General features: G+C 67.1%; 11 protein-coding genes. 7 read left to right on the top strand and 4 right to left on the bottom strand.

All coding sequences use genetic code 11. The annotated features are described in order from the left end of the window. Window positions 1–15: 15 nt before the first annotated feature. Window positions 16–1,047: a CoA transferase gene (locus tag AB0L00_RS09265; RefSeq protein WP_364430590.1), complete on the bottom strand. Its 1,032-nt coding sequence runs from the start codon at window positions 1,045–1,047 to the stop codon at window positions 16–18. 138 nt (window positions 1,048–1,185) lie between these two features. Between AB0L00_RS09265 and AB0L00_RS09260 the strand changes: the two genes are divergently transcribed. The 3 genes from AB0L00_RS09260 to AB0L00_RS09250 all read left to right on the top strand — a co-directional run bounded on the left by AB0L00_RS09260 (window position 1,186) and on the right by AB0L00_RS09250 (window position 3,128). Then, the gene (locus AB0L00_RS09260; RefSeq protein ID WP_364430587.1) at window positions 1,186–2,223 is read left to right on the top strand and encodes a hypothetical protein; all 1,038 of its coding nucleotides are present in this window, start codon (window positions 1,186–1,188) and stop codon (window positions 2,221–2,223) included. Window positions 2,224–2,369: 146 nt separating this feature from the next. Beyond that, window positions 2,370–2,801: a hypothetical protein gene (locus AB0L00_RS09255; RefSeq protein ID WP_364430584.1), complete on the top strand. Its 432-nt coding sequence runs from the start codon at window positions 2,370–2,372 to the stop codon at window positions 2,799–2,801. Window positions 2,802–2,882: 81 nt separating this feature from the next. Continuing rightward, window positions 2,883–3,128, top strand: coding sequence for a DUF2630 family protein (locus AB0L00_RS09250; RefSeq protein WP_364430581.1), 246 nt, complete (start codon window positions 2,883–2,885; stop codon window positions 3,126–3,128). A 4-nt stretch (window positions 3,129–3,132) separates the two neighbouring features. On the opposite strand, the gene AB0L00_RS09245 is transcribed toward AB0L00_RS09250, so the two are convergent. Continuing rightward, complete coding sequence (locus AB0L00_RS09245) at window positions 3,133–4,605, bottom strand: glutamate--cysteine ligase (protein WP_364430578.1); 1,473 nt, start codon at window positions 4,603–4,605, stop codon at window positions 3,133–3,135. 160 nt (window positions 4,606–4,765) lie between these two features. Beyond that, window positions 4,766–6,502: an arginine--tRNA ligase gene (argS, locus tag AB0L00_RS09240; RefSeq protein WP_364430575.1), complete on the bottom strand. Its 1,737-nt coding sequence runs from the start codon at window positions 6,500–6,502 to the stop codon at window positions 4,766–4,768. Between the two features lie 207 nt (window positions 6,503–6,709). Here argS and AB0L00_RS09235 point away from each other — a divergent pair, with 207 nt between their 5' ends. Continuing rightward, entirely contained in the window at window positions 6,710–7,861 is a 1,152-nt protein-coding gene (locus AB0L00_RS09235) for a saccharopine dehydrogenase NADP-binding domain-containing protein (protein WP_364430572.1), read from the top strand. A gap of 193 nt (window positions 7,862–8,054) precedes the next feature. Here AB0L00_RS09235 and AB0L00_RS09230 read toward each other — a convergent pair whose 3' ends face one another. Then, entirely contained in the window at window positions 8,055–8,903 is an 849-nt protein-coding gene (locus AB0L00_RS09230) for an ATP-binding protein (RefSeq protein ID WP_364430569.1), read from the bottom strand. Window positions 8,904–9,178: 275 nt separating this feature from the next. Here AB0L00_RS09230 and AB0L00_RS09225 point away from each other — a divergent pair, with 275 nt between their 5' ends. The 3 genes from AB0L00_RS09225 (at window position 9,179) to AB0L00_RS09215 (ending at window position 13,419) form a co-directional block, all read left to right on the top strand. Next, window positions 9,179–10,039 carry a helix-turn-helix transcriptional regulator gene (locus AB0L00_RS09225; RefSeq protein WP_364430566.1) on the top strand — a complete coding sequence of 287 codons (861 nt, stop codon included), beginning with the start codon at window positions 9,179–9,181 and terminating at the stop codon, window positions 10,037–10,039. 16 nt (window positions 10,040–10,055) lie between these two features. After that, a complete protein-coding gene (locus AB0L00_RS09220; RefSeq protein ID WP_364430564.1) occupies window positions 10,056–10,166 on the top strand; it encodes a DUF397 domain-containing protein in 111 nt (36 codons plus the stop codon). 544 nt (window positions 10,167–10,710) lie between these two features. Beyond that, window positions 10,711–13,419 (top strand): hypothetical protein, encoded by a 2,709-nt coding sequence (locus AB0L00_RS09215; RefSeq protein ID WP_364430562.1) that lies wholly within the window; start codon window positions 10,711–10,713, stop codon window positions 13,417–13,419. Window positions 13,420–13,489: the final 70 nt, after the last annotated feature.

The following is a 13,489-nucleotide window of genomic DNA, read 5'->3' as shown; positions in this document are numbered from 1 at the left end:
TAGGTCGTAGGGCCATCAGGCGCGTTCGGGCGGGGGCTCCGGGCGCGCCCGCGCCCACCCGCGCGCTCCGCCCAGGTCCGGTGCGCGGCCCGGAGGCGGCGGCGGGTCGAGCACCGTCCGTACGGGAGTGCCGTCGAGGACGCCGCGCTCCCGGAAATGGTCGACGGTCCTCATCTCGGCGGGGGACAGCACCGGCGCGACCGGCGCGCCCGCCTCGGTCAGCCGGGCGACGACCGTGTCACGGGGCAGCTCGGCGATCCGGCCGGCGAGGTCCCGGTCGAGCTCCCCGGCGCGGCGCAGCCGCTCGGCGAAGGACAGGCCGGCGTGGTGGTCGAGTCCGAGGGCCCGGCAGGCGGCCGTCCACAGCCGATCCTCCGACACGACGCCGAGACTCACCCGCGCGCCGTCCCGGGCCGGATAGACGCCGTAGCCCGGCACGGGTCCCCGGGATTCCGGTGCCTCCGCCGCCGCGGAGACCGGGACGGTGCCCATCCAGTTGGCCAGCACGTCGGCCATCCCGAGGTCGATGCGCTCGCCCCGCCCCTTGTGGCAGGCGGCCGTGATCGCGAACGCGGCCATCATCGCGGCGGCCATGTCCGCGACCGGGAACTCGTGCCCGCCGTCGTCCGGCGGCGCGGTGCCCGTGTACGCGCGGTAGTTGACGTCGTGGCCGGGCAGCGCGGCGAGCGGGCCGCTCGCACCGTACCCGGAGATCGAGCAGTAGACGATCCGCGGGTTGGCCGCTCGTACGGCGTCGTAGCCCACGCCGAGCCGGTCGGCGACGCCGGGCCGGTAGCCCTCGACGAAGACGTCCGCGCCGGCCGCGAGCTCCAGGCAGCCCGCAGCGCCGGCCGGCAGGTCGATGACGGTGCTGCGCTTGTTCCGGTTCAGCAGCTCGAAGTGGCTCGGGAAGGCCCGCATCGGCTCGCCGCCCGGCGGCTCGACCTTCAGCACGTCCGCGCCGAGCTGGGCCAGCAACTGCGTGGCGTACGGCCCCGGGCGCCACCGCGTCAGATCCAGCACCCGCAACCCGTCGAGCAGACCCATGTAACCGTTATACCAAGCATTTGCTCGGCTCGCTGGTCCGGGAGTTCCGATCCACGCCGAATACCGTCGCCGCGAACGGTCGTCTCGCGTAGGTTGTGATCTTGCTCCGGCCTCCCCCTCTCGATCGGAAGGCTCTGCATGCGACGCTCTCTCGCCGTGGTCGGTACGGCCACGGCGCTTACGGCCGCCTTCACCTCGTCGGCCGTCGCCGCGACCGGCTGGCGGATCGCGGGCAGCCACGCCGACGCGGCGCTCCGCGCCGTCGTGGCCGTCAGCGCCAAGAACGTCTGGGCCGTCGGCAGCCGGACCGTCTCCGGCAAGAACCGCGCGCTCGTCCGGCACTGGAACGGCAAGGCATGGAAGACGGTGGCGGTCCCCTCCGCCGTCGAGGGCATCTACCTCGACCACGTGGCCGCGTCGTCCGGCACGAACGTCTGGGTCACCGGCACGGACGGCCGCGACAAGGCCTACGCGCTCCGGTGGGACGGCAAGAAGTGGCACACCGCCCCCACGCGTACGACCTTCGAGCCGGCCGGTGACGCGATCGCGGCCGTCGGCACGAAGGACGTCTGGCTCCTGGGCATGGGCGCCGGCGACCTCGGGGCGGGCAAGGCGCGGCACTTCGACGGCCAGCGCTGGAAGACCGTCGCCGTGCCCGGTTACGTGTCCGACGTCAGCGCGGTGTCGAGCCGTGACATCTGGGCGATCGGCCTGGTGCGCGGGAAGACGCAGTACGAATCGGCCGTGATGCACTGGAACGGCAGGACCTGGCGCAGGGTGCCGATCCCCGTCGATGACCCGATGCTGGGCGGCGTCCGGGCGCTCGGCGCGAAGGACGTCTGGGTGTCCGGAGCCATGAGCGGCGTGATCCTGCACTGGAACGGCAGGAAGTGGGCGTCCGCCTCGCCCGTGTCCGGGGTCGGGCGCATCGGCTCCCTCGTCTCCGACGGCTCGAAGGGGCTGTGGGCGGTCGCGGACGGGACCCGGCTCCTGCGCTACCGCGCCGGGCACTGGAGCCTGGCGGCCCTGCCGCAGCGCACCGGCTACAAGACGCAGATCAATGCGTTGGCCCAGGTGAAGGGGGCGACCTCCATCTGGGGCGTCGGCACGCTGACCGCGCCGGTCGGCGGCGATGACATCGACAAGGCCGACGTGATCGTCAAGTACGGCCGCTGATCCCGCCGAGATTCGGGGGCGTCCGCCGGGTACGGCGGGCGCCCCCGTCGCTTCGACCGATTCGAATGCCTACGGTCGGTGTGTGAATGGTCGCCGATTGTGGAATGCATTCCTTCGTACCTGATCAATACCGGGGGGATGGATCAGTGCCCACGAATACGACGACGCGGTCGACCGCCCGCCGTTCCACGGCGAGCTCGGGCCGCACCACGAAGGCCGGTAGGGCGAAGGCCGGCGGCACGAAGACCGGCAAGGCCAAGGCCGGCGCCGCGAAGACCGCCGCCGCCAAGAAACCGGCGGCCAAGAAAGCGGTCGCCAAGAGGCCGACCGCCAAGAAACCGGCGGCCAAGAAGCCGGCCGCCAAGAAACCCGCGCGCACGGCGAGAAGGCCCGCGAGCACGGCGAAGAGGAAATCGGCCACGCCGACCGCCGTCACGACGGTCTCGTCCGCCGCGTCGAAGATGACGGCCGTCGCGGCCAACGCGGTGGTCACCGTCGCCAAGTCGCCCATCACGGCCGTACCGGTACGCCTCGTCGGGTTCCTGACCGGGCGGGTCGGTGGCCGCAAGCGGCGGTGACCGGCCGGAAAGGCGCAGACCCCTCCCGAACGCCACTCGCGACCCGGAACTGCCACACTGTCGTCGAGAGGTGATACAGGGATGCAGGACAACGAGATCTTCGGTCATATCAACGACCTGGTGGACGAGGAGCACATACTCCGCGAGCGGCTGCAGAAGGGCGAGCTGACCGCCGACGAAGAGCACCAGCGGCTGCGCACGGTCGAAGAGCAGCTCGACCAGTGCTGGGACCTCCTGCGCCAGCGCAGGGCGCGGCGGGACGCCGGAGATGACCCCGACGGCGCCCAGTCCCGGCCGACCGGCGAGGTCGAGGGCTACCTCCAGTAGGTGGTCAGTCCTCGATCGGCCAGGTGTGCACGGGCTCGTTGGTGTGCATGTGGTCGACGTAGCGGCGCGTCATCAGCCGGAGCGCCTCCTCGCGGTCGCCGCCGGCCGCGTGGACGGCCGCGACCTGCCACGTCGCACCATTTCGGCCGGTGGCGCAGCGCTGTTCGATGATCCGGAGCAGCCGGTCGCGGACCACCGTGTCGACGCCCCACCCGTCGAGGCCGGCGGCGGCGAGGGGCAGCAGATGGTCGAGCACCAGCTCGGTGACCGGCACCTCTCCGACTCCGGGCCAGTAGAGCCGGGCGTCCAGGCCGTACCGCGCGCCCCGGCGCGCGTTGTCGGCGGCGGCCGCGAAGGACATCCGCTCCCAGACCGGCTGCTCCTCCTCCGCCAGGGCCCGTACCAGACCGTAGTAGAGGGCGGCGTTGGCCATGGTGTCCGCGACGGTCGGGCCGGCGGGCAGGACGCGGTTCTCCACTCGCAGGTGCGGGCGGCCGTCGACGACGGCGTACACCGGGCGGTTCCAACGGTAGATCGTGCCGTTGTGCAGCGACATCTCGGCCAGTTCGGGGGTCTCGCCGCGGGCGAGCGCCTCCATGGGCTCCTCGTCCTCGCACATCGGCAGTAGCGCGGAGAAGTACCGCGAGTTCTCCTCGAACAGGTCGTACACCGAGTCGATCCAGCGTTCGCCGAACCACACCCGGGGCCGTACGCCCTGTGCCTTCAGCTCCTCCGACCGCGTGTCGGTCGACTGCTCGAACAGCGGCAGCCGGGTCTCCCGCCACAGCTCCTTGCCGAACAGGTACGGGGAGTTCGCACCGAGGGCGACCTGCACGCCGGCGATGGCCTGGGCGGCGTTCCAGCACGCCGCGAAGTGCTCCGGGCGGACCTGCAGGTGGAACTGGACGCTCGTGCACGCCGCCTCGGGCGCGATGCAGTCCGATGAGGTCCGCAGCAGCTCGACGCCCTCGATCTCCAGCGGCAGGTTCTCCCCGCGGGCCGCGAGGACCTGCTCGTTGAGGAGCTTGTACCGCGGGTTCGACGACAGCGTCGCCTCACTGACGTCGGACTCGCGCAGCGTCGGCAGAATGCCGACCATCATCAGCTCGGCGCCCACCGCCCGCGCACGGCCGTCGGCGTGGTTGAGGTTGTCGCGGATGCGTTGTTCGAGCATCGCGAGCGCCTTGCCGGCCAGCGACCCCGGCGGCAGGTTGATCTCGATGTTGAACTGCGCGAGCTCGGTCGCCCACACGCCCGGATCGGCGATCGACTCCAGGACCGGCGCGTTCAGCATCGCGGGCCGACCGGTCTCGTCGACGAGGTTGAGCTCGACCTCCATCCCGATGCTGGCACGGTCCTCCTCGAACCGGCCGTCGCGCAGCATCGCCGACAGGGCCTCCAGACAACGCCGGACCTTGTCCCTGTAGCGCCGCCGGTCCTCCTTGGTGATGGCGACCGCCGCCACGTCCCTGCCCATGCCAACCCTCCGGGCGTGTTCGTCCCACCGTTCCCGAAGGGGCATACCCCTCGTCGGCGATGGTAAGAATCGCACCCGGATCTTTCGGGGCCGACGTGGCGAGAGTCTCACGCCGGGACGAAAGTTGCGCGGAAGGCCCTCGTCGCCGAGGGCCTTCGGCTCACATGCGCTCGGGAGTGGCCACGCCGAGCAGTTCGAGGCCCTTGGTGAGGGTGCGCAGGGTCAGCGCGCACAGCGCCAGCCGCGACGCCTTCGTGGCTTCGTCCGGCGCGCGCAGCACCGGGCAGTTCTCGTGGAACGTGGTGTACGCCGAGGCCAGGTCGAAGAGGTACGCGCACAGCCGGTGCGGCTCGGTCGTCTCGCCGGTCTGCTGCAGCGCGGTGCCGAACCCCAGCAGGTGCAGGGCGAGCGCCCGCTCCGCCTCGTGGCCGAGCGTGATCGGCCCCGCCGCCTCCTCCGGGGACAGGCCGCCCTTGCGGAAGATCGACCGGATCCGCGCCGTGGCGTACTGGAGGTACGGCCCGGTGTTGCCCCGGAAGGAGATCATCCGGTCGAAGTCGAAGATGTACTCGCTGCCGCGGGCGACCGACAGGTCGGCGTACTTGACCGCGCCGATGCCGACGGCCTCGACGATCCGCCGCCGGGTCTCGTCGTCGAACGCGACCTCGTGCGCGACTTCATCGAACGCCGCGCCGGCCCGCTCGACGGCCTCGTCCAGCAGCTCGGTCAGCTTGACCGACTTGCCGCTCCGGGTCCGGAAGATCTTTCCGTCGGGGCCCAGGACGTTACCGATCTGGGCGTGCTCGGCACTGACGCTCTCCGGCAGCCAGCCCGCCATCCGCGCCACCGCGAACACCATCTGGAAGTGCAGCGCCTGCTGCGCGCCGACAACGTAGATCATCCGGTCGACGTTCAGCTTGTCGACGCGGTACCGGACCGTGGCCAGGTCGGAGGTGGAGTAGTTGTAACCCCCGTCGCTCTTCCGGATGATCACGGGCAGCGGGTCGCCCTCCCGGCCGGTGAACCCGGGCGGGAACACGCACAGCGCGCCTTCGCTGATCTCCGCGATGCCCTTGTCCCGCAGCTCGTCCGCGGTGACGCCGAGCATGTCGTCGTAGAAGCTCTCGCCCCGGATGTCATCGTCGGTGAGCGTCACGCCGAGCCGGCCGTAGACCTTGTGCAGGTAGACCTTTGACAGCTCGACCAGCCGCTCCCAGTGCCGGATGGTGTCCGGGTCGTGGGCCTGGAGCGTCACGACCCGCTCCCGGGACCGCTGGGCGAACTCGGGCTCGGAGTCGAACCGCTGCCGCGCCATCTGGTAGAAGGCGTTCGGGTCGGTCTCCAGGAGCTTGGCCTCCGCCGAGCCCTCACCGACGTCGAGCAGCAGCTCGATCAGCATGCCGTACGGCGTGCCCCAGTCGCCGATGTGGTTGTCCCGGATCACGTTGTGCCCGAGGAACTCCAGCACCCGCGCGAGCGCGTCGCCGACGATCGTGGTCCGGAGATGACCGACGTGCATCTCCTTGGCGATGTTCGGGGAGGAGTACTCCACGACCGCGGTCTGCGGAGCGCCCGTCTTCTCGACCGACAGCCGCTCGTCGCCGTGCATCTCCTGCGCCTGCCCGGCGATCCACTCCGGGCTCAGGGTCAGGTTGACGAACCCCGGACCGCTGATCTCGACCTTCGAGCAGACGTCGGACACGTCGAGGTGCGCCACGAGCTCGGCGGCGATGTCGCGCGGCTTGCGGCCGAGCCTCTTGGCGAGCGGAAGCGCCACGTTCGCCTGGAAGTCGGCGAACTGCGACGGGCGGATCACCGGGTCGGCGTCGGGCTCTCCGAACGCCGCCCCGAGGGCGGCCTGGACGCGGGCGGCGAGAACGTGCTGCGGGTCGGACATCGGGATCCTCGTGAAGTACGGCTTCGGCAGCTGCGGCTGCGACGTCTTCAAAGCCTATCGGCGAGCAGCCGCAGCCCCATCCGAATATCCCCTTCGGCCGGGCGGCGCGCCGGTGATCGTGCGACCTGCGCCACAGTCGGCGCGGGCCGCTTCACGAAGCCCGGCGCACGCGGTAAGCAGACAGGTACGTCCGACGGAGGGAAACCCATGGACCGGCCGTACGACATCGTCCTCTTCGGCGCGACCGGGTTCACCGGCGCCCTCACCGCCGAGTACCTCGCGGCCCACGGGACCGGGACCTGGGCGGTCGCGGGGCGGAACCCGGCCAAGCTGGAGGCGCTGCGCGACCGCCTCGGCGTGGACCTGCCGCTGCTGCGCGCCGACGTGACCGACCCGGCCTCGCTCCGGGAGATCGCCGCGGCCGCCCGGGTGGTGATCAGCACGGTCGGCCCGTACGTCACCTACGGCGAGCCGCTCGTGGCCGCGTGCGCCGAGGCCGGCACCGACTACGTCGACCTCACCGGGGAGCCGGAGTTCGTCGACCTGATGTACCTCAAGTACCACGCACGCGCGGCCGAGACCGGGGCGCGGCTCGTGCACGCGTGCGGGTTCGACTCGGTGCCGCACGATCTCGGCGTCTACTTCACCGTCCAGCGGCTCCCCGAGGACGTCCCGCTGAGCGTGCGCGGATACGTCCAGGCCGGCGGCGTGCCGTCGGGCGGAACCCTCCACTCCGCGATCACCGCGATGGCCCACCTGCGTGAGGCGGCCAGGGTGCACCGCAGACGGCGAGCGGCGGAGCCACCCGTGCCGGGCCGCCGGATCCGGGCCGTCCAGGGGCGCCCGCACCGCAACGCCGGGCTGGGCGCCTGGGCGCTGCCGTTGCCGACTCTGGACCCCGACGTGGTCCGGCGCTCCGCGGCCGCCCTCGATCGCTACGGTCCCGACTTCTCCTACAGCCACTTCGCCGCGGTACGGCACCTGGCGTCCGCCGTCGGCCTGGCCGCCGGGACGGCGGGGGCCGTGGCGGCCGCCCAGATCGGCCCCGTACGAGATCGGCTGCTCGACCGTTTCACGCCCGGGGAGGGTCCGTCGGCGGAAAGGCGGGCCAGGAGCTGGTTCAGCGTGCACTTCGTGGGAGAGGGCGGCGGCCGGAAGGTCGTGACCAGGGTTTCCGGCGGTGATCCCGGCTACGGCGAGACCGCCAAGATGCTCGCCGAGTCCGCCCTGTCCCTGGCCTTCGACGACCTCCCCGAGACCGCCGGCCAGGTCACCACGGCGGAGGCGATGGGCGACGCCCTCCTGGAGCGCCTCCAGCGCGCCGGTCTGGAGTTCACGGTCATCGGCTCGACCGCCTGACGAGGCACGGAGACCGCAGGCCGCAGTGCCGGGCGCTGATCCCGGCCGACCAATCCGGCAGCGTGCGAAACGCTCGGCAAAGGACACCCGGCGAGCGGTCAAACCGCCCGAAAGCAGCCTGCGGCCCCGCCCATCACCGCGCATCGTGCCCACACTTCCACGCCCGAGCGGCAGGAATTTGGGCATCCGCTGATCAGAGCCCTGGTGCTCTCCGACTCAGGCGCTCGGACTCCGCCAGAACCTGCTCGCCGGCATCGACGACATCAGCGACGACTACGTGGCGGACACCGCTGGAGGTGCACCATGAGTAGCTCTCCCGCCGGTACCAGACCGTGAGGCCGGGAAGTGAGAGCACCGCCTCCCGGCCGTTCGTACGGGCGATCAAGTGATCGAGTCCGCGAAGCCGCAGTAGTTCGCGGAGTTCGTCGATGGCTCCGGCCGGTGTTGTTGCGCCCCGCGTGGAGACACGGGCGTGGTCCGGCACGGGAACTGCGAACCAGACCGCAGTGCCAGCGGGCCGTCCTTCCCCGAGGCGCGCCCTGCTCGGATGCATTCCCCACCGGCCCCCGGCCGTCTCGGCCAAGGCCGCGACGATCTGAAGGCCCCGCCCGCTGACGCCCGGCAGTACCGCGCCATTCTCCGGAACTCTCACCCCCGCGTCCCAGAACTCTCCTGTGTCGAACGCCGTGACCACGAGTTCGGTACGACGCGTGCCTCGGAGGTAGAGCCACAACTCCGGCAGGCCCTCCACTGGCTGATCGCCGCGGTACCGCACTCGCCCGCCGCCATGCCGCAGCGCATTCGTCGCCAGCTCCGATGCGACGAGCATTAAGTCGTCGGCGAGAGTCGATGGCAGGCCGAGCTGTTCAGCAACCCGTCCCACCACCTGCCGTGCTGTGTGCGCCGACTCCGGGCGTATGGGCAGCGGCACCGCGACGCAGGCACCGGACCGGACCGCCTCGGCCGAAGGGCCAATCGGCGCGCCCGTGGTCATCGCGGGCTCCAGCCGGACGACTCCCGGCCCGGCGTAGACGCCGACCACCTGGGGCGCTCGTCGTAGAGATCCTTCGTCATGTGCCGCCCCTGTCTCGGACTACAGATGATCTGTATGCGCTTCTCACTGGTCTCGTACTGCTCACCAGTCGTAACCAGATGATGAGTATGAGCTAGTTAAAAGCGCTCCGCAATCAGATCGCAACAATCTGTTATGATCGCTAGCCAAGCGATACGAGCGCCGGTCCGAGAGGCGTGAAGCTCTGCCTTCGCCTGGCTGGCCAACTCGGCTGCCCCGCCGACGCGATCGTTAGAGGAGCCCCCATGGTCAGCCCCTATGTACGCGCTCACCGGCTACGTGCCGAGTTGGTCGCCCTTCGCGCTGAAGCCGGTTTGACCCATGCCGCGCTCGGCAAGCTGGTCGGCAGGGACCGGCAGCCGATCAGCCGCCTGGAGAACGGCCGCAGTCTCGACATCGACCTGGTGCTGGCCATCCTCGAAGCCCTCAAGGTCGAGGGGGAGCGGTACTCCCAGATCGTCAAGGCCGCGCACGACGCCGGGTCGAGAGGCTGGTGGGATTCCGCCGCCCGCGCCATGGGCGAGCGCCAGGCCCTCGCTGCCGACCTCGAGGCCGGCGCCATCTCCATCTGCGAGTATCAACAAACGATCATCCCTGGCCTGTTGCAGATGCCGGAGTACACCCGCACACGCATCGAGGCAGATCCCACTCCCCTGCAGCCAGGTGTCACCAAAGAAGGAATATTGAGAGGCCGGGCCGGTCGCCAGCGCCGACTGCGCCAGCCGGATGGCCCGACCTATGAGGTCATCCTCAACGAGTTCGCCGTACGACGTAGGTCTGCGCCAGCAGCGGTGCTGCGCGAGCAACTCCTGCACATCGCCAAGAGAGCCGACGAGGAGCGGATCACTATTCGTGTGCTCCCCATCGCCGCAGAGTTGGTCGACTACAACATCCCGGCCACGTCGTTCACGGCGTTCAGCTACCCAGAAGTCGGCGATCCCACCGTCATAGGGATCGAGACCGTCACCTCATACGTAGCGCTCACCGACCCTGACCAGGTCGCGCCGCACCTCAGGCTGTACGACAGTCTCCGAGAAGCCGCCTTGCCGATCGAGGCGAGTCGGGAGTTCATAATCCAAGTAGCCGAAAGCATCTGTGCTGGATGAAGGAGAGTGTTACGTGATGAGCACCCCCCAGATCGTCACGAACTGGCGCAAGACGACTCGCAGTGAGAACCAGGGTGCCTGTGTGGAGGTAGCGCTTGCTGTCACGGCCGTCTCCAATCAGAGATGATCGCATGCTCGCGAACAGGCTTGAGACAGGAGGGTGGGGACTCTCGGGGACACGACCAGCCCGAAGCGGTAGTGGAGCTTGATTCGCGTCACACCGCGACAGCCTGCCATCGCATTGCCTAGGCTTTACCTGTGGCGATCGACGTGGGGTTGGCGGGACTACGTGCCTCGTACGTGGGGCACCGGGACCAGGCGGACAAGCTCAGCGACGGAGCGTCTGCATGTCTGCTTCGTGTTTATGCGGTGGAATGTGGGCTGAAGGCTTCACTGCTACATAGGGAGAACGGCCGGGGGACTGAGGATCTAGACAGCAAGTACAGGACTCATGATCTTCGTGCGCTGGCGAAAGCTTTGCGACTACCGCCTGATCAATACGTCGACTTGGTGCGTGAGCCAACTCTTAAGGTGGACGTCGGTCGAAAGGTTGCGCCAGCGGAATTGCACGAGGTCTGGCGATATGGTGCCGCCTTGAGAGACGATGATCAGAAACGGATAGCTGCCTGCCTGGGTACCCTCCTGGAGTGGCTGAGAGAGGAATTGGGACGATGACATTCGAAGCCGGAGTAACTCCTCCAGACAGGCTGCTGACATGGGTTGACATCGATGAGCACTTCCGTGCGCTTGCTGTGCAAGGTGCTTGGCCTGAGTGGTTGCACGAGGCCAGTGCCTATTGGGACGGTGTCGAACTCACTGTAGGTGGTGACCCTTCCCGTGAAGAGATATGGTCATGGCTCCGCCACGCAATCGGCCCGTTGAGTGTAGACACAGAGGCGGCGACTATACTGCTCGACCCCGAAGGTGAGGACCAAGCCCTACCCTTGACGGTCAGAGCAGTCGACGACCACTTGCCAACACCAATTACACGGCGACTTGAATGGACCGATAGTCGCATCGTTAGGGCACTCAGTCAGCCCCTGCAAGCGCCCGAATCTGCAGCCTTGCCGCACAATGTATCATTTAGCGCTTTTCACTCTTTCAAGGGGGGAGTGGGTCGTACTCTGCATACGGTCGCTTTGGCGCATAGAATATCCGCGGAGCGCGGTGCTCGTGTCCTCTTGGTGGATGCAGATCTAGAAGCTCCAGGTATTACGTGGATGCTGCGCGCGCAGGGAATAAGAATCGACTTCTCGTTTTCGGACTTCCTTGCACTGTTGCACGGATCAATCGATGGGGACTGCACCAAAGCCGTCCAGGTCGCGCAGTCCTATCTTGTTAATCAGGAAGCGGACGGCATTTTCGTTCTACCGGCACAGCGGAACCCCGAAAGATTTGGCCAGCCTCGCATTGAACCGCGCCACCTACTTACACCGCGGCGCTCTCCATATTTCCTGACGGAATCTCTGGCTGAGCTTACTGCTTACATAGGGGCTGACGTGATTCTAGTCGATCTACGGGCTGGAATGAGCGAGCTTAGTGCGCCAGTGCTTCTCGACCCTCGTGTCAAGCGCATCTTTGTGACCACTCTTAGTGATCAGTCTGTACAGGGCACCGTGCACCTGCTGGGTGAACTCGGTAAGCGTGCACCGAGTGTCCGTGATACCGATCCGGTGCCGGCAGCGATAATCACACAGTTCCAATCTCGGAATCACGCCGACCTCGTCGGCTCCGCTTCGAGTGCGATCGGAGAGGCGATTGCCGGGGTGGTTAAAGGTTCGGAGGCCGATGAGACGACACGTGAACTGGTTAGTGATCCGATTCTCAGCCCGTTCAATCCCTCTCTCCTTGCTCTGCCGGCGGCTTGGGATGATGTGCGCGACGCGCTGATGAGCAACGCCGTCGCCGATACGCTTGAGCCGCTGGCCCTCGAACTCACTCAAGGTGCCGAAGACGCGTTGTTCGCTGAAACACCTGCAGTAGAAAGTGTTGCAGCGGACCGCGAGAAGTTGGCTCTTTTCGCTGCAGACTTCCGATATGCGGAGAGTGGAAAAGCTAGTGGGAGGGCGTTCCTTCGCACGGATGCTCTGTTGAGTCTAGCCTCGTCACATAAAACTGATCTTCCAATCGAGATCGTTGTAGGGGCTAAGGGGGCGGGCAAGACCTTCACATATCTTACAATGTGCACTCGAGGTGATTGGCGCACCTTTGCAAGCGATATAGGGGTCGAAGGGGTTCAGGTCGATGCTCCGCTCGTCCCCGTTCTGGCCGCGCAGTATCTCGGCGACGAGCCACGGGAGCGTATCGAAAGCATTCGTGAGTCAGCTATCCGTAGCCTGTCTGAAACGGAAGTGACGGCAGTCTCCAATCTTCAAGATTTCCTGAAGGATAACCTCCGAGAAAATCGAACGGACAGTGAGTGGCGGCGTATCTGGCTGGTATGCCTCGCGCGAGCAGCGGGAATCTCCGGTGCTGCAGTAGAAACTGTTGAAGAAGACCTGGTTGATCTAGCGGCAAGGAAGCGTGCAGTTTTCGTCCTTGATGGCCTGGAGGATATTTTTCAGGACTTCCATCGTGATCAGGCTCAGCAGCGGGCGCTTCGAGCGCTGCTAACTGGCTGCCCCGATTGGTTTAGGTCGCTCCGTGGTCGTCCGCTCGGACTCGTCGCCTTCGTTAGGCGAGACCTGGTGCAGAGGGCTATTCAGCAGAATTCCGCTCAGTTCTTGGCTCGTTACCGGAATCATGCTTTGCGATGGAATCAGACGGAGGTTCTGCGTCTAGTCGCTTGGACGGCTGATCAGTCTGATGCGCTTAAACTCCCTCCAGGAATGGACCTCCACTCGGCATCGGATGATCAGCTCTCCGAACATCTGCTGAAGATCTGGGGGAAGCAGCTTGGCACTGCGAAGTCAAAGGAGGCACGTTCCAAGGAGTGGTTCCTCGCAGTGATGTCAGATTTCAATGGGCAAATTCAGGCGCGCGACGTCGTAGGTTTCCTCGCAGAGGCGGCGCGACTTACCGCCGAGGAGTCGAAATGGCCCGATCGGCTTCTATCGCCCTCCGCGATGCGGGCGGCCCTCAAGGCGTGTAGTGACGATAAGGTGGCGTCAATCGGCGAAGAGATACCCGCAATCAAAGCCGTCTTCACAAAACTCCGTCAGCTGGATTCGGATGAGCGCAAGGTGCCGTTCGATCCCGAGAAGCTTGGCTTGGGGCTGGAAGATGTCGAACTGCTCTCATCAAGCGGCGTGATAGCGCAAGTCAAGGGAGAGTACTGGATGCCGGAGATCTACCGCCAGGCTCTGGGTTTCAAGGCGATGCGTCGCCCGCCGGTCCTAAGCATCCATAAGGAGTTGAGACGCCGGTCTGGTGACCTGTGAGCTCCGGAGACGTCATGACTTCGGGTGATCGGATCACGTCCGGAGTGCTGTCTGCAGAGGATGGTGGCGT

The sequence above is a fragment of the Actinoallomurus sp. NPDC052308 genome (assembly GCF_040679195.1).
GTDB classification, from domain to species: domain Bacteria; phylum Actinomycetota; class Actinomycetes; order Streptosporangiales; family Streptosporangiaceae; genus Actinoallomurus; species Actinoallomurus liliacearum.
The sequence above is the reverse complement of the archived record's forward strand: the minus strand, read 5'-3'. Positions and strand labels throughout refer to the sequence as shown.